Raw genomic sequence first — 18,937 nt, forward strand, 5'->3', positions numbered from 1 at the left:
TCGGTGACGACCCGCCCGCCCACTCGGTGCAGCAGCGGCTCTAGCGCCCGCTCGAGGTCGAGACGCGAGGTCATGTCTTCTCCAGCTGCAGGGTCACCCGCGTGGCGCCGGAGGCCAATGCCTCGGCCAGGACCTCGCCCAGGGCGGGCACGACTGCACCGTCCTCACCCTCGACAGTGGTCCCGAACGGCCCGAGGTCGACCTCGAGGCCGGCTCGGGTGAGGACCGCTGCCGACCTCGTCACGTGCGCGGGCAGCTCGCCCTCGCCGGAGAAGGGCTCGGTCGTGAACTCCGCGCGCACCCTCATGGCGAAAAGGTAGCCCCTGCCTCCCCGGTTGGCCTGCGGCTGACCCACTGGTGCGGGCGGTTCGGAGAGCAGCTCGGAAGAAGATCGTGAGCAGGCCGGCAGCGGTCGCGGGCTGGGGTGCGGCAGGCGTGATGAGACGATGCGGCCGTGGAGGACCGGGCCCAGGTGAGCGCCGACCAGGCGGCGGACCTGCTCGGCGTACGCCTGCAGACGATCTACGCGTACGTCAGCCGTGGTCTGCTCACCCGCACCCACCGCACCAACGCGGGGGGGCATCGGGCGTCCGGGTTCGACCGTGCGGAGGTGCTGCGTCTGGTCGCCGAACGCACCCGGGTGCGGACGGGTTCGCTCGAGGTCCTGGTCGAGACCGACGTCACACTGCTCGATCCGAAGGGCACGCTGTCCTTCCGCGGACACGATGCGGTCACCCTCTCCGCCCAGCCGTTCGAGGAGGTGGCGGCCCTGATCTGGGGCGTGCCGCCCGGCGACAAATCGCGCTGGGTCGTCGATGGCGCTGCGCGAGAGCTGGTCAGGCGCGCCTCGGCCCTGCCCGCGGCGGCGACGGACGTCGACCGTGTGCGCGCAACGGTTCTCGCGCTTGCCGGGGCCGATGAGCACCGTGCGGACCTCAGCCTCGACCACGTCACGGAGGTCGGTCGCCGGGCCGTCGCGGCCGGGATCGTGGCCGTCGGCGAGGACGCGCCCTGGTCGGGGCCGGTGGCCGGCCGGGTGCTGCGGGTGCTGCGGGCGCGGTCGTTCGAGGGCGTTACTCCCTCGATCTCGGGACATCCAGATCCGACGCTGGTCGAGCGGGCGGTCAACGCCGCACTCGTGCTGCTCATCGACCACGAGCTGGCCGCCTCGACGATGGCGGTACGGATCGCGGCCGGGACCGGTGCCGACCCGTGGCTGGTGCTGCTGACGGGTCTCGCCGCGCTCGGCGGCCCACGGCACGGACGCAGCAGCGTCCTGGGCGAGCAGCTGCTGGACGAGATCGGAGCGCGGGGCGTCGACCCGACCCTGGACCGGTATGCCTCAGAGGCCCCGAGCGGTAACGGCTCCGGTGAGGCCGGCTCCGGTGAGGCCGGCTCCGGTGGGGCCGGCCCGCCCGGCTTCGGCCACCAGGTCTACGTGGACGCGGACCCGCGTGCCGAGGCCCTGTTGGACCACGTCGCCCGGCTGGACCCGCAGGGCTGGCCGCTGCTCGAAGAGCTGCTCGTAACGGTGAGCGAGCGTTGCGGACTCAGTCCCAACGTCGACCTGGCCCTGGCCGCCCTGGTGCGCGCCGGCCGGCTTCGGTCGGGCAGTGGTGAGACGCTTTTCGCCCTCAGCCGGATGGCCGGCTGGCTCGCCCACGCGTCAGAGGAGTACCCCCAGGGTTTGCGGTTCCGTCCGCGGGCGATCTACACGGGCGAGGGTCCGGAGGCCCGGACTGGGCGCAGCTGACGGGTCCACACGAGACTGGGCGACCAGACTCAGATGTTGCGGCGTTTCCGGACCGCCGAAGTCCGAATTGTCGACAAACTTGTGAGTCCGGTTGCGAAAGGTGTGAGTCCGGTCGGAAACAGCCGTCCTCCAGTCAGCCGCGGTCTCCGAGTGCTGGAACCGGTTGCGGCGGTGGGGGACCGGCATACCGGGCACTGGGCCGGATGATCTTGCGGTCGAGCGCCTGCTCGAGGATGTGGGCGGTCCAGCCCAGGACCCGGCTGACGGCAAACGTTGGTGTGAACATCTCGCGCGGCACGCCGCACTCGTGCATGACCACCCCCGCGTAGAACTCGACGTTGGCGCGCAGCGTGCGGTCCGGTCGCGCGGCGTCGAGGGCGTCGTCGATGGCCGACTCGGCCGCCACGGCCAGCTCGGCGAGGGGACCACCGAGCTCCTCCGCGGTCTCCCGGAGCAGCTCGGAGCGAGGGTCCTTGGCCCGGTAGATCGCGTGCCCGAACCCCATGATCCGCCGGCTCTCGGCGAGCTGCGCGTCGGCCCAGGGGCGGGCGAGCTCGGGAGTGCCGATCTCGTCGAGCGAGTCGAGCGCGCGACTGGGAGCGCCTCCGTGCAACGGACCAGACAGGGCGCCGAGCGCGGCGACCACGCAGGCCGCGACGTCGGCGCCGGTGGAGGCGACCACGCGGGCGGTGAAAGTCGACGCGTTGAAACCGTGGTCGACGGTGAGGCATAGGTATCGTTCCAGGGCGCGGACGTGATGCTCCCGCGGTTCCGCGCCGGTGAGCATCCACAGGTGGTTGGCGGCATACCCGAGGTCGGCCCGAGGGGCGACGGGGTCGAGGCCCTGACCGCGCCGGTATGCCGCGGCCGTCACCACCGGTACCTGGACCGCCACCCGCAGCGCGTCCCTTTCCCGCTGTGCGGGGCTGAGGTCCCAGACCGGTTCGAGACGTAGCGCGCCCCCTAGTGCCGAGAGGGAGGTGCGAAGGCTCGTCATCGGCGGCGCTAAAGCCGCAACCGCCACCGCGTCGAGCTGCGCGCGCACGTCCGGTGCGAGGACCTGTGCCTCGGCGATGGTCGCGCGGAACGCCGCCAGCTCGCCCGTGGTCGGCAGATGCCCCCGCAACAGCAGGTGCCAGACCTCCTCGATGCTGCACGAACGCGCGAGGTCCACCGCGTCGTACTGGCGGTAGTGGAAGAAACCCTCCGCGCCTCGAACGTCACCCAGCGAGGTGGTGGCGACCACGACCCCGGCCAGACCGGGCGGCGCGACCACAGGCGTGTCCGGGCGTGTAGCGGACCGATCAGTATGCGTGGCAACGGTGCTCATGCAACCAACGGTCTGTCGCGCGGTGGCTCCAGGTCAACGTTGACGCCGTCAACCTCGGGGTCAGGACTGGGGCGGGAGGACGTCCTGCTGCGCGGGGAGCTGGTCCTGGCGGACGATGCCGACGGGGCAGGTCATGCCGTTCGGACCGTGGTTGCAGTAGCCGCCGGGGTTCTTGGCCAGGTAGCCCTGATGGTAGTTCTCGGCGAGGTAGAACGGGCCGGCGTCCTTCGCGGAGCGGATCTCGGTGCTGATCTCCCCATAGCCGTTGTCGGTCAGGACCTTCTGGAACGCGTCGCGGGTCGCGATGGCGGCGCGCTCCTGCTCGGGCGTCGTCCAGTAGATCGCCGACCGGTAGGTCGTCCCGACGTCGTTGCCCTGCCGGTTCACCGTGCTCGGGTCGTGGTTCTCCCAGAACTCCTTGAGCAAAAGCTCGGCCGAGGTCTTCTGCGGGTCGTAGACGACGCGAACGGTCTCGGCATGGCCGGTGTTGTTGGTGCAGGTCTCCTCGTAGGTCGGGTTGGGGGTGTAGCCACCCATGTAACCGACCGCCGTCGTGTAGACCCCCGGCTGCTTCCAGAAGATCCGCTCCACGCCCCAGAAACAGCCCATCGCGAGGTAGATGGTCTCGGTGCCCTCGGGGAAGGGACCGTCGATCGGGGTGCCAAGCACGACGTGGTTGGGGTCCACCTGGTGCCCCACCGAGCGTCCGGGGAGGGCGTCCTCTCGGGACACCATGGTTGTCTTCCTGCCGAGTCCGAATATCACCCGTCGATTGTCTCACCGCCGGTATGCGGCTGGTCTCCTAGTCGGTGACGACCGGCTTACGGGTGGACCGTTCGGCTGGACCATGTCCGGTTTGTCCCGGGTAGAACCCGTAAACCCGACACCGACCATCCCCACCGCTCACCTCACTCGTCGAAATGCGGGCGGCACCGGGCGGCCCCAGGGCCCCGATAGCCTGCACGGTGTGAGCTCCGACCCCGCCCGAGACGGCTTTGCCACCCGGGCCATCCACGCCGGCCAGGAGCCGGACCCGGCCACGGGCGCCGTCGTCCCGCCGATCTACCAGGTCTCGACCTACAAGCAGGACGGCATCGGCGGTCTGCGCGGCGGTTACGAGTACTCGCGCTCGGCCAACCCCACCCGCACGGCGCTCGAGGAGTGCCTCGCGGCGCTGGAGGGCGGGGGCCGTGGCTTCGCCTTCGCCAGCGGGCTGGCCGGGCAGGACACGGTGGTCCGCTCGCTGATGCGGCCGGGCGACCATGCGGTTGTGCCGTCGGACGCATACGGGGGGACCTATCGGTACTTCAACCAGGTCGCCAAGGTGCAGGGCATCGACCACACGATCGCCTCGCTGTCCGACGTCGACGCGGTCCGGGCCGCCATCCGGCCCGGCGTGACCAAGCTCGTGTGGGTCGAGACCCCGACCAACCCGCTGCTCGGCATCGCCGACATCAGGGCGCTGGCCGAGGTGGCCCACGCGGCCGGCGCGTTGCTCGTCGTCGACAACACCTTTGCGACCAGCTACCTGCAGCAGCCGCTGGCCCTCGGGGCCGACATCGTCACCCACTCGACCACCAAGTATGCCGGTGGGCACAGTGACGTCGTGAGCGGCGCGGTGGTCACGGCGCGGTCCATCTCCGTTATGGGTATGGAAGACGCCGAGGAGCGGATTATGTTCCACCAGAACGCGATCGGTGGGATCGCCGGGCCGTTCGACGCATGGCTGGTGCTGCGTGGGTTGAAAACGCTGGCGGTGAGGATGGAGCAGCACTGCACGAACGCCGAGACCGTGGTGGAACAGCTGGTCGGCCATCCCGCGGTCGAGAAGGTCTTCTATCCGGGCTTACCCGACCACCCCGGACACGACGTAGCCGCGCGGCAGATGCGCCGGTTCGGCGGCATGGTCTCGATCCTGGTCCGGGGAGGTGAGCACGCCGCGGTGGAGGTGTGTGGCGCCACCCGGTTGTGGACCCTGGGTGAGTCGCTGGGCGGGGTCGAGTCACTGATCGAGCATCCGGCGCGGATGACCCACGCGTCAGTCGCGGGCACACCGCTAGAGGTGCCGCGCAACCTCGTCCGGCTCTCGGTGGGGATCGAGGACGTCAATGACCTCGTCGACGACCTCGACGCAGCACTCTCAGCCCGGTCGGCACCCCCGGCACCCCCGGCACCCTCAGCACCCTCAGCACCCTCAGCACCCTCAGCACTGACGGCCCGCGGCTGAGGCCCGAGCGCGTGACGGTGTCGTCCGGCTCCAGCCCCAGGTCGGTGCTGTGCGTCGACGTCGGCTCGACGTTCACCAAGGCGGCCCTCGTCGACCCTGGTGGCGAGGTGCGGACGGCGGCCACGCCGACGACCCACACGACGGACGTACTCGACGGGGTGCACCTCCTGGCCCGACTGCTCGGCGCCGGCCCGAAGACGCCGACGTTGGCGTGCTCCAGCGCCGGTGGCGGGCTGCGAATCGCGGTCGTCGGGTACGAGCGGCAGGTCACGGCCGAGGCGGGACGCCGGGTCGCCCTGAATGCGGGGGGCAAGGTGGTCCACGTCACGTCGGGCGCGCTCGCATCGAAGGGCGTCGCGGCGTTGCGTGCCGCTCGTCCCGACATCGTGCTGCTGGTGGGCGGCACCGATGGTGGTAACTCGGATGTGTTGCTGCACAATGCCGTTCGGCTAGCCCGAGCGCGAGTGGCAATGCCCGTCGTGGTGGCCGGCAACCGGGAGGCCGGTGGTGAGGTCGCCGACGTCCTGCAGTCCACGGGACGGCGGTACGCGCTGACCGACAACGTGCTGCCGGCGATCGGGGAGGTCGCACCGGAGGGCGCCCGCGCCGCGATCCGCGAGGCCTTCCTTCGTCACGTCATCGGTGGCAAGGGGCTGTCCCGGGGACGGGCGTTCGCGGACCTGGTTCGCGCGCCGACACCAGACGCCGTCCTGGCCGGGGTGGAGGTTCTCGCCTCGGCGACACATCAGGACGTGCTCGTCGTGGACGTCGGCGGTGCCACCACCGACGTCTACTCCGTCGTGGCCCCCGAACCCGGCGCCGAGCGGTCCCGCGCCGAGGTGGTCGGGCCGCTACCCGCCACGCGGACGGTCGAGGCCGACCTGGGCGTGCGGTGGAACGCCGAGGGCGTGGTCGAGGCGGCCCGCCGGGAGGGGTTGGCGACGAGCCCCGGACTTGCCCCGTATGCCGCGTCGCTCACCTCCCGCCCGGACCACCTGCCGGCAGATGCGGGCGAGCGCGACCTCGATCTCGAGATCGCCCGGCTCGCGGCGACGGCGGCGGTGCGACGACACGGGCGCTCACCCGGGCCAGGCCGCCCCCCACGGGATCTCAGCCGGGTCGGTCTGGTGCTGGGCTCCGGTGGGGTCCTGCGGTACGCCGACCCAGGGCGGGCGGCCGGCGTGCTCGGCGCCGTCAGCACCGACTACGGCGGCGGATGGCCGGTGCCGCGCGCGCCGCGGTCCGGCATCGACGAGGCATACCTGCTGTTCGTCGTGGGGCTGCTGGCCGGTGACATGCCGGAGCTGGCGGCTCAGTTGGCCCTGCGCCTCGCGGACGCCACCGTCGGTGTTGCTGGGTAGCCTTCGATCATGGCTCCCCTCACGTCCCCGACGCGGGTGACGGTCGACGACATCCGCGCGGCCGAGAAGCTCCTCGATGGCATCGTGCGACCGACGCCACTGGAGTACAGCCGGGCCCTGTCCGAACAGGTCGGCTGCGAAGTCTTCCTCAAGTGCGAGAACCTCCAACGGGCGGGGTCGTTCAAGATCAGGGGCGCCTACACCCGGATGGCACGCCTGTCGGAGAAGGAGAAGGCGCGTGGGGTCGTGGCTGCCAGCGCCGGCAACCACGCGCAGGGCGTGGCGCTCGCGGCCCAGCTGCTGGGGATCCGCTCGAAGGTCTACATGCCGCACGGCGCCCCGATGCCCAAGATCAGCGCCACCAAGGCCTACGGCGCGGAGGTCGACTTCGTCGGGTCCACGGTGGACGACTGCCTGGTCGCGGCGAAGGCCTGGTCGGAGGCCACGGGAGCGGTGCTCATCCACCCGTTCGACCACCCGGACATCATCGCCGGCCAGGGGACCTGCGGGTTAGAGATCCTCGATCAGTGCCCGGAGGTCCGAACGGTGCTCGTCAGCACCGGGGGTGGCGGCCTACTCGCCGGGATTGCCGCGGCTGTCAAGGGAGTTCGGCCGGACGTGACCGTGGTCGGTGTCCAGGCCGAGGACGCCGCCGCCTACCCTGACTCGCTCAAGGCCGGTCACCCGGTGGCGCTGGAGCGGATGGCGACGATGGCCGACGGTATCGCCGTGGGGCGTCCCGGCGACGTGCCGTTCGCCCTCGTCTCGGAGCTGGTCGACGCGGTCGAGACCGTGAGCGAGGCGGCCTTGTCGCGCGCCCTGCTGTTCCTGCTCGAACGAGCCAAGATGGTCGTCGAGCCGGCCGGCGCTGCCGCCGTGGCACGTCTGCTCGAGTCGCCGCCACTCGAGGGACCGGTGGTCGCGGTGCTCTCCGGAGGCAACATCGACCCGCTCCTGCTCATGCGGATCATCCGGCACGGCATGAAGGCCGCCGGTCGCTACCTCAGCTTCTCGGTGCGGGTGGCCGACCGTCCGGGGACCCTGGCCCGGTTGATCGCCGACCTTGCCGCATCGGATGCCAACGTCGTCGACGTCCGGCATGCTCGCAGCGAGGCGACCCTGTCGATGGAGGAGGTGGAGATCGCGGTCGAGGTCGAGACCAAGGGTCCGGACCACCGTGAGGAAGTCTTACGCGCGTTGCGGTCCGACGGCTACCAGGTCGTGTTCAACGTGACCTCCACAGACTGACCCGAGACTGACCCGAGACTGACCCGCGTCACCGGCTCAACCGGTGTAGGGCAGCGCCTTGAGCACGGTGGCCTTGACGGTCTTGCCCGCCGGGGTCTGGTAGGAGACGGTGTCCCCGGCCTTGTGACCGTTGATCGCCTTGCCGAGGGGGGACTGCTCGGAGAAGACCTCGAGGCCGGAGCTGTCCTTGATCTCGCGGTGCCCGAGCAGGAAGGTCTCTTCGTCGCCGAACATCTCGACGGTCACGAGCATCCCGGGCTCGACGATGCCGTCGTCCTTGGGTGTCTCGCCGACCTTGGAGTTCTCCAGGAGCTGGGTGAGCTGGCGGATGCGAGCCTCCATCTTGCCCTGTTCCTCCTTGGCAGCGTGGTAGCCACCGTTCTCCTTGAGGTCACCCTCCTCGCGAGCCGCCTCGATGCGTTTGGCGATCTCGCTGCGGCCGTCGCCGGACAGGTGCACCAGCTCGGCCGTGAGGCGGTCGAAGGCCTCCTGGGTGAGGAAGCTCGCGGTCGGGGCGACAGCCTGGTCGGTCACGTCGTACTCCTTGGATTGCGGTGACGCCTAAGCAAAGGGTCCGGACCCGTGACGGTCCAGACCCAGGGGTGCGCTCGCGGCGTGAAGCCTCAGGGTAGCAAACATCGGGGTCGGCAGGGCCTCGCTGGTTCAGGTGCGGACGCAGTCCTGGACGACCCCGGTGACGGCCCGGTTTGTCGTGCGCACGGTCAGCTGTTGGTGGACCGTGCGCTCGCCCTGGGGTGGGATGACGATGTCGGCCGTACCCACCACGGTGAAGTGTCCGTCGATGGCCTGCACCGTGCAGGTCACCGGTTGCCCGGGCGGGCGGGTCACGTCGAAGGTCACTGCCACGCTCGCGTTGTCGAGGACCTGGTAGCTGACCGTCGTCGCGGTGATCCGCGCCGACTCGTTGCGCAGCGTCCACCAGCCGATCAGGACGGCCGCGGCAACCCCGACCACCGCGCCGGTGATCGTCCATCGATGGCGGTGGTCCGGGGCGGGCAGGGGGCCGCAGGGGGGCGCCGGGGTGGGTACGGGGGTGGTCGGGCCGTTGGACGTCGGTGACATGATGGTCAACGGTAGATCGATTCCCGAAGATGGCAGGACAGGTATGCCGGTGGAGCCCCGAGGGCTGCGACTGATGGCCGTGCACGCCCACCCTGACGACGAGTCGAGCAAGGGCGCGGCGTCGATGGCGAAGTACGTCCGCGCGGGCGAGCGGGTGATGGTCGTCTCGTGCACCGGTGGCGAGCGCGGCGACATCCTCAACCCCCAGCTCAAGGACGACCCGCACATCCTTCGGGACATGGCGCAGGTGCGGCGCGACGAGATGGCGGCGGCGCGCGACATCATCGGGTTCGAGCACACCTGGCTGGGATTCGTCGACTCCGGCCTGCCCGAGGGTGACCCGCTGCCACCGCTTCCCGCGGGGTGTTTTGCGCTCGAACCCCTCGACGTGACCACCGAGGCGCTGGTCCGCGTGATCCGCGACTTCAAGCCACACGTCGTCACGACCTACGACGAGAACGGTGGCTACCCCCACCCCGACCACATCAACACCCACCTCGTCTCGATGTCCGCGGTGAACGCGGCCGGCGACCCCGATGCCTACCCGCACGCCGGTGCGCCCTGGCGCCCGCTCAAGGTGTACTACAACGCGTCGATGAGTAAGGCGCGCATCGAGAAGCTGCACCGGATGCTGCTCGAGCGCGGCCTGCCGAGCGACTACGGCGAGTGGATCGAGAAGTGGACCCGACCCGATCGGGAGATCACCACGAGGATCCAGTCCTCGGAGTTCTTCGACGTACGCGACCGTGCGCTGCTGGCGCACGCGACGCAGGTCGACCCGGACGGTAACTGGTTCAAGACCCCCCTCGACCTCCAGGTGGAGGCGTGGCCGACCGAGGACTACGAGCTCGCGCTGTCCTACGTGCCGCTCGCCGAGGGGGAGGACGACCTGTTCGCGGGGCTCGGCACGCTGGCAGAGGCCGACGCGCTCGCCACCCGTCCCGGCCTCGAGACGAAGCGCGACACTCGCGTGCCCGGCGCGCCGATCGCCGTACCGGCGCCGACACATACCCATCGCGAAGCGGCGGCGTCCACGGTGTCCACGGTGCCGGCAGCGGCGGAGGACGACGGCATCGACGAGGCCGAGGCGGAGCGGGCGGCCGGCTGATGGACACCCCGTCGACGTCCATCGGACCGGGCCTGGGTGCGTTCGTCGCCTTCTTCGGGGTGGCGGTCATCCTCTGGCTGCTCATGCGCAACATGAACGGGCGGATGCGCCGGATGGCCTACCGCGAGCAGCAACGGGTCGCCGAGATCGAGGCGGGCCGGACGCAGGATCCCTCGGTCAAGCGCAAGCGCAAACGCGCGGACCAGGCGGAGCAGGAGGAGCAGGGTAGGTCCGTGGTCGAGACCGGACACCAGGAGCCGGTCGCGTCGTCTGGCGGCCCGCCCGGGGTCCCGGGCTCAGGGTCGGGCTCAGCGTCGGGCTCAGGGTCGGGCTCAGCGTCAGACAAGCATGGGTCGGACGAACCTGGGGCAGACGGTCAGGACGTGCCGGACGCCAGCACGCCGACCCCGTAGACCGCCAGCGATGCGGCGACGTAGTGCGCCACGAACGCCAGCACGGTGAACGCGTGGAAGATCTCGTGGAAGCCGAACCACCGCGGTGAGGGGTTCGGGCGCTTCGTGCCATAGACCACGGCGCCGAGCGTGTAGAGCAGGCCACCGACCGCGATGAGGGTGACGATCGCGGGTCCGCCGAAGTGCAGCAGCGGGCCGAAGTAGAAGACGGCCACCCAGCCGAGGGCCACGTAGATCGGTGTGTAGAGCCAGCGGGGTGCGCCGACCCACAGGGTGCGGAAGAGCACCCCCCCGACGGCTCCGCTCCAGACGATGACGAGCAGCGTGCGCGCCTGGTCCCAGGGCAGCAGGGTCAGCGCGAACGGTGTATAGGACCCCGCGATGATCAGGAAGATGTTGGAGTGGTCGAGGCGTTTGAGGACGCCGCCCGCCCGCGCCGACCAGTTCCCGCGGTGGTAGACCGCTGAGGTCCCGAACAGCAGGGTGGCGGTGATCGTAAAGATGATCGCGCCCACCTTGGGTCGCCCGTCGGGGGCCAGGATGCTGAGCACCAGACCCGCGGCTAACGCGAGTGGGAACGTGCCAGCGTGCAGCCAGCCGCGCAGCCGCGGCTTGACGGCTGCGACCAGCTCGCCGACGGCGCTGGACTGGTCGTTCAGGGTGTTGGGTGTCGGTTCGTCCGCAGGAAGGACGGGAGAGGTGCTGGACATGGTTTCAGCGTAACTTACGGGACCGTAAGTTACGCCATCGTAGGTTTATGAACTCCGACACCCTCCGGGGAGCAGACCACCGCCGAAGACCCGCCCCGAAGGAACGGCGGGAGTACGGTGGGGCAGTGCCCCTGACCGACGTGCTCTACGGCGCATACGAGCGTCGGTTGGCGAAGCAGATCGCCCCCGAGGATGTGCCTCGCCACGTCGGTGTCATGCTCGACGGAAACCGCCGCTGGGCCCGGGCCAACGGGTTCGAGACCAAGGACGGGCACCAGGCCGGCGCCGACAAGATCAAGGACCTGCTGACCTGGTGCGAGCAGGCCGGGGTCGAGGTCGTCACCTTGTGGCTGCTGTCGACCGACAACCTGGACCGCAGCCCCACGGAGATCGTCCCGCTGCTCAAGATCATCGAGACTGCCGTCGCCGACCTCGCCATCGAGGGACGCTGGCGGTTGCACCCGATCGGGGCACTCGACCTGCTCCCCGCCGAGACGGCGCAAAGTCTCAAGGCCTCGGCCGAGGCCACCCGCAACGTCCAGGGCCTGCACGTCAACGTGGCGGTCGGCTACGGCGGCCGTCGCGAGATCGCGGACGCCGTGCGGTCCCTGATCCACGAGCATGCGGTTGCCGGTACGCCGGTGGACCGGATCGCCGACTCGGTCACCGTCGAAGAGATCGAAGCGCACCTGTACACGAAGGGTCAACCCGACCCCGACCTGGTCATCCGGACGTCGGGAGAGCAGCGGCTCGGGGGTTTCCTGCTCTGGCAGAGCGCGAAGTCCGAGTTCTACTTCTGTGAGGCGTACTGGCCGGACTTCCGGCACGTCGACTTCCTGAGGGCGCTGCGCGCCTACGCCAACCGAGAGCGCCGGTTCGGGCGCTGAGCTGTTGGTGAGTCGCGCGAGCGGCTGGAACGGCAGCTCACGCATACCCCGTGTTTCGCGCAGGTGAACTCTGCGGTCGTCAGCCGCGACACGCGGGCCGCGTGGCGTGCGTACCCAACCCGGAGACGTACCGTCGTCCTGACGCCGGGCACCCGTCCGACGTCCGGGAGGCCCGATCCATGGAGCGACTGTTGCTCCGGACGGAGGGCCGGACCCGGCTCCTCCGTCACGGGAGGGCCTGGTCCCGGCACCTCGTCCGCGAGTAGGCACGGCTAGCAGCGCGTGCCCCAAGGAGTCCGAGTTGGCATCCAGCCGTCGTTCCTCGAGCAGCACCCCCGTCGTTCCCGGCAGCACTCACGTCCTCGAAGACAGCGAAGGCAGCCAAGACGCTGAGGGGTTGGGTCCCGCGCACAAGACTTTCGTGCTCGACACGTCGGTGCTGCTGTCCGACCCACGCGCCATGATGCGGTTCAAGGAGCACGAGGTCGTCCTGCCGGTGGTGGTGGTCACCGAGCTCGAGGGCAAACGGCACCATCCCGAGCTGGGGTATTTCGCCCGCCAAGCCCTGCGCTTGCTCGACGACCTGCGGATCAGCGAGGGCCGGCTCGACCGGCCCGTCGCGGTCGGTGACCGTGGTGGCACCTTGCGGGTCGAGCTGAACCACACCGACCCCACCGCGCTGCCGGCCGGTTTCCGGTTGGGAGACAACGACACTCGCATCCTTGCCGTTGCGAAGAACCTCGCCGACGAGGGCTACGACGTCACGGTGGTGAGCAAGGACCTGCCGATGCGCGTCAAGGCGTCAGCGGTCGGGCTCGCGGCCGAGGAGTACCGCGCCGAGCTGGCGATCGACTCGGGCTGGACCGGGATGTGCGAGCTCGACGTGACCGTTTCGGAGATGGACTCGCTCTATGAGAACGGTCGGGTCGAGCACGCTGCGGCCGCCGAGCTGCCCTGCCACACGGGCCTCGTCCTACTCTCGCCGCGGGGAAGCGGTCTGGGGCGGGTCGGCGCTGACAAGCAGGTGCGTCTCGTGCGCGGCGACCGCGACGCGTTTGGGCTGCACGGTCGCAGCGCCGAGCAGCGGATCGCGCTCGATCTCCTGCTCGACCCCGACGTGGGCATCGTCAGCCTCGGGGGCCGCGCCGGCACCGGCAAGTCGGCCCTCGCCCTGTGTGCCGGGCTGGAGGCGGTGATGGAACGGCGGCAGCATCGCAGGGTCGTGGTGTTCCGGCCGCTGTATGCGGTCGGAGGCCAGGACCTGGGATACCTGCCGGGCACCGAGCAGGAAAAGATGGGTCCTTGGGGACAGGCGGTCTTCGACACGCTCGGCGCGCTGGTCTCGACGGAGGTCGTCGAGGAGATCATGGACCGCGGGATGCTCGAGGTCCTGCCCCTCACGCACATCCGTGGGCGATCACTGCATGACGCGTTCGTGATCGTGGACGAGGCTCAGTCACTCGAGCGCAACGTCCTGCTCACGGTGCTGTCGCGGATCGGGCAGAACTCCAAGGTCGTCATGACCCACGACGTCGCCCAACGCGACAACCTGCGGGTCGGCCGGCACGACGGCGTGGCCGCGGTGATCGAGGCGATGAAGGGGCATCCGCTGTTCGCCCACGTCACGTTGACCCGTAGCGAGCGCAGCCCGATCGCCGCGCTGGTCACGGACCTGTTGGAGGGCCTCGAGGTCTGAGGGGCGGCGCGACCGGTCGCGGCGGCGCACCCAAAGATCGAGAACATCTGAGTCCGGTCGGGGTCCTGCGGAGGTATATGCCCGATTTGGTCTGACCGCGCGCGTCTGGCAGCCTCGACCCCGAACATCTCGGTTCGGTAACGGAAGGCACTGCTCGGATGACGCGCTACCAGGGTCGGCATGCAGCCCCGACGTCGGCCACCACCGGTCCAGGCCGGTTCTCGCGGCGCCGCCCGCTCCTTGTCGCCGCTGGCGCGGTGACCCTGGTGGGCTGCGGGGTGGGGTATGCCGCAGCCCACGGGTTGGACGTCAGGACCAGCGGTTCGGTCCTGGCGCTGTCGGACCCGGTCGACGCGCGGGCCCAGGACATCGGGCTGCAGGCCGACGCAGCCGACCTCACCGAGCGTCGGGCCGAGGCGAGCCTCGTCGTCAGCAGGGCCGCCTCCGCGCGCGCCGACACCGCGCGGCAGGCCGAGCTCAAAGCCGCCGAAGCAACCACCGCCGCAAAGGCAGCAGCCGATGCCGCCGCCGCGCAGCGCCAGGCGGAGGTGGACCGCGCGGCCCGCGACGCCCAACGTCAGTCGGTGACGGCCAACGCGGCGTCGGACCCGAAGGCGGCAGCCCGCGCCATGCTCGCCGACTTCGGCTTCGCGGACTCGCAGTTCAGCTGCCTGAGCTCGCTGTGGACCCGCGAGAGCAACTGGACCTACACCGCCACGAACTCGTCGTCCGGGGCATACGGCATCCCCCAGTCCCTGCCGGCCTCCAAGATGGCCAGCGCAGGCGCGGACTACCGCACCAACCCGGCCACCCAGATCACCTGGGGCCTCGGCTACATCAAGGCGACGTACGGCACCCCGTGTGGAGCCTGGTCACACTCCCAGGCGACGGGCTGGTACTGAGCTATCTCCTCGGCTGAGCCGCTCTGAGCCGCTCTGAGCTGCTCTGTGATGCTCTGTGATGGTCAGAACAGTGTGCCGGCGGCTACGGCGGCACACTCGAGCTCCAGCAGCCGCCGCTTCCGCTCGATCCCGCCTGCGTAGCCGGTGAGCGATCCGTCCTTCCCCACGACGCGGTGGCAGGGGACGACGACGGACAGCGGGTTGTGTCCGACAGCCCGGCCGACCATCCGCGCCAGCCGCGGGTCGCCGAGACGCGTGGCGATCTCGCCGTAGGTGGTCGTGCTGCCGCGAGGGATGGTGTCCAGCTCCGCCCAGACCCGCTCCCGGAACGGGTCACCGTGGCGCGCCGTGCCGAGGTCGAACTCGGTGCGCGTCCCCGCGAGGTATGCCTCGAGCTGGCGGTGCGCCTCGGCGAGTACGGCGTCCGTGTCGAGGTCACCCTGCCGCCCGAACCCCTCGCGGGCCGGCCGAGTCCAGTGACCGGGGAAGTAGACCCCGACGAGTGCGGCGTCGGTGGCGACGAGGGTGAGGGCACCCATCGAGGTCTCGGCGACGACGTGCCGCGTGCCCGGGTGAACGTGCGGACCGCGGGTGGCGGTGGCGATCTCGGTCATGTTCACAGAACGCCGGGGCGGGCGTCGGTGTGACTCGACCCTGGCTCGGCCGCCGATCTGACAGTTCGGCCGGTCACAGCTTGCGCAGGCTGACCCGGCGAACCTGGTGGTCACCCCCCTTGGTCAGGACCAGGGTGGCCCTCGACCTGGTCGGCGAGATGTTCTCGACCAGGTTGGGGCCGTTAGTCTCCCGCCAGATGCGCGCGGCGGTGGAGCGGGCCTCGTCGTCGGACAGGACGGCATACCGGTGGAAGTAGGAGTCGGGGTCGGCGAACGCCGTCTCCCGCAGCCGGAGGAACCGCTCGACATACCAGCGCTCGACGTCCTCGACCCGGGCGTCGACGTAGACCGAGAAGTCGAAGTAGTCGTTCAGTGCCACGCCCATGGTGCCGTCCCACCGGGGGCCAGGCGGCTGCAGCACGTTGAGTCCCTCGACGATGAGGACGTCGGGGCGGCGCACCACCACCCTCCCTCCCGGGACGATGTCGTAGGTGAGGTGCGAGTAGACCGGGGCGGTGACCTCGTGCATACCTGACTTGACCGAGGCGACGAACCGCATCAGGGCCCGCCGATCATACGACTCGGGAAAACCCTTGCGGTTCAACAGGTTACGACGTTCGAGCTCGGCGTTGGGGAAGAGGAAGCCGTCGGTCGTCACGAGCTCGACCCGTGGGGTGTCCGGCCAACGGGAGAGCAGCTCGCGCAGGATGCGGGAGGTCGTCGACTTGCCGACGGCCACTGACCCGGCCACGCCGATGACGAACGGGGTGCGCGGTGGACGTTCGCCGAGGAACTCCGACGTGATGCCGTGCAGCTCTCCGATGGCTCCGACGTAGTAGGCGAGCAGCCGCGACAGGGGCAGGTAGACCTCCTCGACCTCCTTGAGGTCGATGCGGTCGCCAAGGCCCTGGAGCCGGGCGACGTCCTCGGCCGTGAGGTTGAGCGGGTGGTTCTCCCGCAGCCGCGACCACGCGCGCCGGTCCAGCTCGACATAGGGGGACGGGACGGCCGAGCGCTCGGATCGCGCCTGGGTCTGCCCTGCTCGATCGGAGACCGGCTGCGTCGTCACGCGCACATTGTCGCGTATGGCGCCTCATTCTGCGTCAGCCGCGAGCGACGTGCCATCCGGGTTCGCGGGCTGGTCGAACACCGGCGGCCGGATAGGCTGCCCGGCATGTGCGGCATCGTCGGATACGTCGGTCCCAACGTGGACGGCACAGCCCTCGCGGTGGTGATGGAAGGACTCGCCCGCCTGGAGTACCGGGGCTACGACTCCGCCGGAGTCGCTCTCGTGGACGGCGACGAGGTCGTCGTCGCAAAGCGGTCCGGCAAGCTCGCAAACCTGCGCCAGGCCCTGGTCGACACCCCCCTGCCCGCGTCGAGCACCGGGATCGGCCACACCCGTTGGGCCACCCACGGGGGACCGACGGACCACAACGCCCACCCGCACCGCGGTGGCACGGACCGCAAGCTGGCCCTGATCCACAACGGGATCATCGAGAACTTCCACTCCCTCAAGGCCAAGCTCGTCGACGACGGTGTCGAGTTCGCCAGCGAGACCGACACCGAGGTGGCCGCTCACCTGGTGGCCCGGGCGTTCGAGGAGACCAAGGACCTCACCGAGGCGATGCGCCTGGTCGTCCGCGACCTGGACGGAGCCTTCACCCTCCTCGCCGTCCACGCCGACGAACCGGGGACCGTCGTCGGCGCACGTCGCAACAGCCCGCTGGTCGTCGGGCTCGGCGATGGTGAGAACTTCCTCGGCTCCGACGTCGCCGCCTTCATCGGGCATACCCGCGAGGCCGTGGAGCTGGGGCAGGACCAGATCGCCACGATCACGCCGGCGGGTGTCGAGATCATCGGCTTCGACGGCACACCGGTCGACGGCACGCCGTTCCACGTCGGCTGGGACGCCGCGGCCGCCGAGAAGGGCGGCTACCCGAACTTCATGACCAAGGAGATCCACGAGCAGCCGCACGCGGTGGCCGACACCCTCCTCGGGCGGACCGACGAGGCCGGGCGGCTCGTCCTCGACGAGCTGCGGGTCTCCGAGGGCGCCCTGCGAGCGGTCACCAAGATCACCATCGTCGCGTGCGGCACCGCGTCGTACGCCGGCATGATCGCCAAGTACGCCATCGAACGCTGGACCCGCATCCCCTGCGAGGTCGAGCTCGCCCACGAGTTCCGCTACCGCGACCCGGTCGTCGACCAACAGACGCTCGTCGTGTCGATCTCGCAGTCCGGCGAGACGATGGACACCCTGATGGCGGTCAAGCACGCCCGCGAGCTCGGCGCGCTCACGATCTCGATCTGCAACACCCACGGCTCGACCATCCCGCGCGAGTCCGACGCCGTCCTCTACACGCACGCCGGCCCGGAGATCGCCGTCGCCTCCACCAAGGCGTTCCTCGCCCAGATCACCGCCGCCTACCTGCTGGGTCTCTATCTCGCCCAGCTGCGCGGTGGTGAGGAACAGGCCGACCTGGTCCGCGAGGTGATGGGCGAGCTGCAGGCCATCCCGGACAAGATCCAGACCGTCCTCGACTCGATGGCCCGGGTCCGTGAGATCGCCCGGTTCATGGCGGACACCCGGACGGTGCTCTTCCTCGGCCGTCACGTCGGGTTCCCGGTCGCCCTCGAGGGTGCGCTCAAGCTCAAGGAGCTGGCCTACATCCACGCCGAGGGGTTCGCTGCCGGCGAGCTGAAGCACGGTCCGATCGCCCTGATCGAGCCCGGCCAGCCGGTCTTCGTCATCGTCCCGGCGATCGCCACCGAGCACGGCCTGCACGCCAAGGTGGTCTCCAACATCCAGGAGATCCGAGCTCGCGGGGCCCGCACGATCGTCGTGGCCGAGGAGGGCGACGAGGACGTGGTGCCGTTCGCAGACGAGGTGATCCGGGTGCCCCAGGTGTCCACGCTGCTCGCGCCACTGTTGACGGTCGTGCCGCTGCAGGTCTTCGCCTGTGAGCTGGCCTCGGCCAAGGGTCTCGACGTCGACCAGCCACGCAACCTCGCCAAGTCGGTGACCGTCGAGTGATCGTCGGCGTCGGCATCGACGTCGTCGACGTCGCCCGGTTCCAGGCGACGCTGGAGCGAACCCCGAAGCTGCGTGAGCGCCTGTTCACGCAGAGCGAGCGCGATCTCGGAGCTGCCTCGCTGGCGGCGCGTTTCGCCGCCAAGGAGGCCCTCGCCAAGTCCCTCGGCGCCCCGGTCGGGCTGCGCTGGACCGACGCCACGGTCGTCAAGGACGACAACGGCCAGCCCCACCTCCAGGTAGCCGGCACGGTCGAGAAGCGCGCAGCCGAGCTCGGTGTCGCGTACCTCCACCTGTCGATGTCCCACGACGCCGGGATCGCCTCCGCCGTCGTCGTCGCGGAAGGCTGACCGCGTGATCGAGGCCTACTCGGTGAAGGACGTGCGAGCCGTCGAGGCCGCCGCGATGGCTGGGCTACCCGACGGCGAGCTGATGGCGCGGGCCGCACTCGGCCTCGCCGAGGTGGTGATGGCCCGCCTGCAGGGACGCGACGGCACCCGCGTCGTGGCCCTGGTGGGCACGGGCGACAACGGCGGAGACGCCCTGTATGCGGCGGCTCACCTTGCGCAGA

20 protein-coding genes are annotated in these 18,937 nt (G+C 70.2%); 12 read left to right on the forward strand and 8 right to left on the reverse strand.

Annotation, left to right across the window (positions count from 1 at the left end; all coding sequences use genetic code 11):
- Positions 1-70: 70 nt before the first annotated feature.
- Positions 71-307: a thiamine-binding protein gene (locus ABI385_RS12125; RefSeq protein ID WP_348104003.1), complete on the reverse strand. Its 237-nt coding sequence runs from the start codon at positions 305-307 to the stop codon at positions 71-73.
- A gap of 147 nt (positions 308-454) precedes the next feature.
- Between ABI385_RS12125 and ABI385_RS12130 the strand changes: the two genes are divergently transcribed.
- Positions 455-1,753, forward strand: coding sequence for a citrate/2-methylcitrate synthase (locus tag ABI385_RS12130; protein WP_348104004.1), 1,299 nt, complete (start codon positions 455-457; stop codon positions 1,751-1,753).
- A gap of 133 nt (positions 1,754-1,886) precedes the next feature.
- Here ABI385_RS12130 and ABI385_RS12135 read toward each other — a convergent pair whose 3' ends face one another.
- Together ABI385_RS12135 and msrA are read right to left on the reverse strand one after the other, a co-directional pair.
- Positions 1,887-3,083 carry a citrate/2-methylcitrate synthase gene (locus ABI385_RS12135; protein ID WP_348104005.1) on the reverse strand — a complete coding sequence of 399 codons (1,197 nt, stop codon included), beginning with the start codon at positions 3,081-3,083 and terminating at the stop codon, positions 1,887-1,889.
- Positions 3,084-3,143: 60 nt separating this feature from the next.
- On the reverse strand, positions 3,144-3,818 hold the full coding sequence (gene msrA / locus ABI385_RS12140; protein ID WP_348104006.1) for a peptide-methionine (S)-S-oxide reductase MsrA: 675 nt from the start codon (positions 3,816-3,818) through the stop codon (positions 3,144-3,146).
- A gap of 232 nt (positions 3,819-4,050) precedes the next feature.
- Between msrA and ABI385_RS12145 the strand changes: the two genes are divergently transcribed.
- The 3 genes from ABI385_RS12145 to ilvA are packed head-to-tail and all read left to right on the forward strand — an operon-like array spanning position 4,051 to position 7,919.
- Positions 4,051-5,310 (forward strand): cystathionine gamma-synthase, encoded by a 1,260-nt coding sequence (locus ABI385_RS12145; RefSeq protein ID WP_348104007.1) that lies wholly within the window; start codon positions 4,051-4,053, stop codon positions 5,308-5,310.
- An 11-nt stretch (positions 5,311-5,321) separates the two neighbouring features.
- Positions 5,322-6,671, forward strand: coding sequence for a glutamate mutase L (locus ABI385_RS12150; protein WP_348104008.1), 1,350 nt, complete (start codon positions 5,322-5,324; stop codon positions 6,669-6,671).
- Between the two features lie 9 nt (positions 6,672-6,680).
- A complete protein-coding gene (gene ilvA / locus ABI385_RS12155) occupies positions 6,681-7,919 on the forward strand; it encodes a threonine ammonia-lyase (RefSeq protein WP_348104009.1) in 1,239 nt (412 codons plus the stop codon).
- 36 nt (positions 7,920-7,955) lie between these two features.
- Here the strand turns inward: ilvA and greA are convergent, their stop codons facing one another.
- Positions 7,956-8,453, reverse strand: coding sequence for a transcription elongation factor GreA (greA, locus tag ABI385_RS12160; protein ID WP_348104010.1), 498 nt, complete (start codon positions 8,451-8,453; stop codon positions 7,956-7,958).
- A 129-nt stretch (positions 8,454-8,582) separates the two neighbouring features.
- The gene (locus ABI385_RS12165) at positions 8,583-9,002 is read right to left on the reverse strand and encodes a DUF4307 domain-containing protein (RefSeq protein ID WP_348104011.1); all 420 of its coding nucleotides are present in this window, start codon (positions 9,000-9,002) and stop codon (positions 8,583-8,585) included.
- A 43-nt stretch (positions 9,003-9,045) separates the two neighbouring features.
- Here ABI385_RS12165 and mca point away from each other — a divergent pair, with 43 nt between their 5' ends.
- Both mca and ABI385_RS12175 read left to right on the forward strand, forming a co-directional pair.
- A complete protein-coding gene (mca, locus tag ABI385_RS12170) occupies positions 9,046-10,110 on the forward strand; it encodes a mycothiol conjugate amidase Mca (RefSeq protein WP_348104012.1) in 1,065 nt (354 codons plus the stop codon).
- Entirely contained in the window at positions 10,110-10,523 is a 414-nt protein-coding gene (locus tag ABI385_RS12175) for a hypothetical protein (RefSeq protein ID WP_348104013.1), read from the forward strand. Before mca ends, ABI385_RS12175 begins: the two co-directional genes overlap by 1 nt.
- On the opposite strand, the gene ABI385_RS12180 is transcribed toward ABI385_RS12175, so the two are convergent.
- Positions 10,487-11,233: a hemolysin III family protein gene (locus tag ABI385_RS12180; RefSeq protein WP_348104014.1), complete on the reverse strand. Its 747-nt coding sequence runs from the start codon at positions 11,231-11,233 to the stop codon at positions 10,487-10,489. The two genes, ABI385_RS12175 and ABI385_RS12180, sit on opposite strands and share 37 nt — an antisense overlap.
- Before the next feature lie 125 nt (positions 11,234-11,358).
- On the opposite strand from ABI385_RS12180, the gene ABI385_RS12185 reads away from it, so the two are divergent.
- The 3 genes from ABI385_RS12185 (at position 11,359) to ABI385_RS12195 (ending at position 14,718) form a co-directional block, all read left to right on the forward strand.
- Positions 11,359-12,120: an isoprenyl transferase gene (locus tag ABI385_RS12185; protein WP_348104015.1), complete on the forward strand. Its 762-nt coding sequence runs from the start codon at positions 11,359-11,361 to the stop codon at positions 12,118-12,120.
- Between the two features lie 460 nt (positions 12,121-12,580).
- Entirely contained in the window at positions 12,581-13,816 is a 1,236-nt protein-coding gene (locus tag ABI385_RS12190) for a PhoH family protein (RefSeq protein WP_407068269.1), read from the forward strand.
- Positions 13,817-13,974: 158 nt separating this feature from the next.
- Positions 13,975-14,718 (forward strand): hypothetical protein, encoded by a 744-nt coding sequence (locus ABI385_RS12195; protein ID WP_348104016.1) that lies wholly within the window; start codon positions 13,975-13,977, stop codon positions 14,716-14,718.
- A gap of 62 nt (positions 14,719-14,780) precedes the next feature.
- Here ABI385_RS12195 and ABI385_RS12200 read toward each other — a convergent pair whose 3' ends face one another.
- Both ABI385_RS12200 and coaA read right to left on the reverse strand, forming a co-directional pair.
- A complete protein-coding gene (locus tag ABI385_RS12200; RefSeq protein ID WP_348104017.1) occupies positions 14,781-15,332 on the reverse strand; it encodes a methylated-DNA--[protein]-cysteine S-methyltransferase in 552 nt (183 codons plus the stop codon).
- A 73-nt stretch (positions 15,333-15,405) separates the two neighbouring features.
- The gene (gene coaA / locus ABI385_RS12205) at positions 15,406-16,401 is read right to left on the reverse strand and encodes a type I pantothenate kinase (protein ID WP_407068268.1); all 996 of its coding nucleotides are present in this window, start codon (positions 16,399-16,401) and stop codon (positions 15,406-15,408) included.
- Between the two features lie 105 nt (positions 16,402-16,506).
- Here coaA and glmS point away from each other — a divergent pair, with 105 nt between their 5' ends.
- The 3 genes from glmS to ABI385_RS12220 all read left to right on the forward strand — a co-directional run.
- Positions 16,507-18,369, forward strand: a complete 1,863-nt coding sequence (glmS, locus tag ABI385_RS12210; RefSeq protein ID WP_348104018.1) for a glutamine--fructose-6-phosphate transaminase (isomerizing) — start codon at positions 16,507-16,509, stop codon at positions 18,367-18,369.
- The gene (locus ABI385_RS12215; RefSeq protein WP_348104019.1) at positions 18,366-18,716 is read left to right on the forward strand and encodes a holo-ACP synthase; all 351 of its coding nucleotides are present in this window, start codon (positions 18,366-18,368) and stop codon (positions 18,714-18,716) included. The genes glmS and ABI385_RS12215 overlap by 4 nt, the downstream gene beginning before the upstream one ends.
- Before the next feature lie 4 nt (positions 18,717-18,720).
- Positions 18,721-18,937 (forward strand): NAD(P)H-hydrate epimerase (locus tag ABI385_RS12220; protein WP_348104020.1); only part of this gene is annotated, 217 nt, incomplete at its 3' end.

The organism is Lapillicoccus sp. (assembly GCF_039935575.1).
GTDB lineage: Bacteria > Actinomycetota > Actinomycetes > Actinomycetales > Dermatophilaceae > Lapillicoccus.

Excerpts from the sequence above, each read along its gene's own strand:
- ABI385_RS12125 (WP_348104003.1), bottom strand. The coding sequence starts at position 307 with ATGAGGGTGCGCGCGGAGTTCACGACCGAGCCCTTCTCCGGCGAGGGC.
- ABI385_RS12135 (WP_348104005.1), bottom strand. The coding sequence starts at position 3,083 with ATGAGCACCGTTGCCACGCATACTGATCGGTCCGCTACACGCCCGGAC.
- msrA (WP_348104006.1), bottom strand. The coding sequence starts at position 3,818 with ATGGTGTCCCGAGAGGACGCCCTCCCCGGACGCTCGGTGGGGCACCAG.
- ilvA (WP_348104009.1), top strand. The coding sequence starts at position 6,681 with ATGGCTCCCCTCACGTCCCCGACGCGGGTGACGGTCGACGACATCCGC.
- ABI385_RS12165 (WP_348104011.1), bottom strand. The coding sequence starts at position 9,002 with ATGTCACCGACGTCCAACGGCCCGACCACCCCCGTACCCACCCCGGCG.
- mca (WP_348104012.1), top strand. The coding sequence starts at position 9,046 with ATGCCGGTGGAGCCCCGAGGGCTGCGACTGATGGCCGTGCACGCCCAC.
- ABI385_RS12175 (WP_348104013.1), top strand. The coding sequence starts at position 10,110 with ATGGACACCCCGTCGACGTCCATCGGACCGGGCCTGGGTGCGTTCGTC.
- ABI385_RS12180 (WP_348104014.1), bottom strand. The coding sequence starts at position 11,233 with ATGTCCAGCACCTCTCCCGTCCTTCCTGCGGACGAACCGACACCCAAC.
- ABI385_RS12190 (WP_407068269.1), top strand. The coding sequence starts at position 12,581 with ATGATGCGGTTCAAGGAGCACGAGGTCGTCCTGCCGGTGGTGGTGGTC.
- ABI385_RS12195 (WP_348104016.1), top strand. The coding sequence starts at position 13,975 with ATGACGCGCTACCAGGGTCGGCATGCAGCCCCGACGTCGGCCACCACC.
- ABI385_RS12200 (WP_348104017.1), bottom strand. The coding sequence starts at position 15,332 with ATGACCGAGATCGCCACCGCCACCCGCGGTCCGCACGTTCACCCGGGC.
- glmS (WP_348104018.1), top strand. The coding sequence starts at position 16,507 with ATGTGCGGCATCGTCGGATACGTCGGTCCCAACGTGGACGGCACAGCC.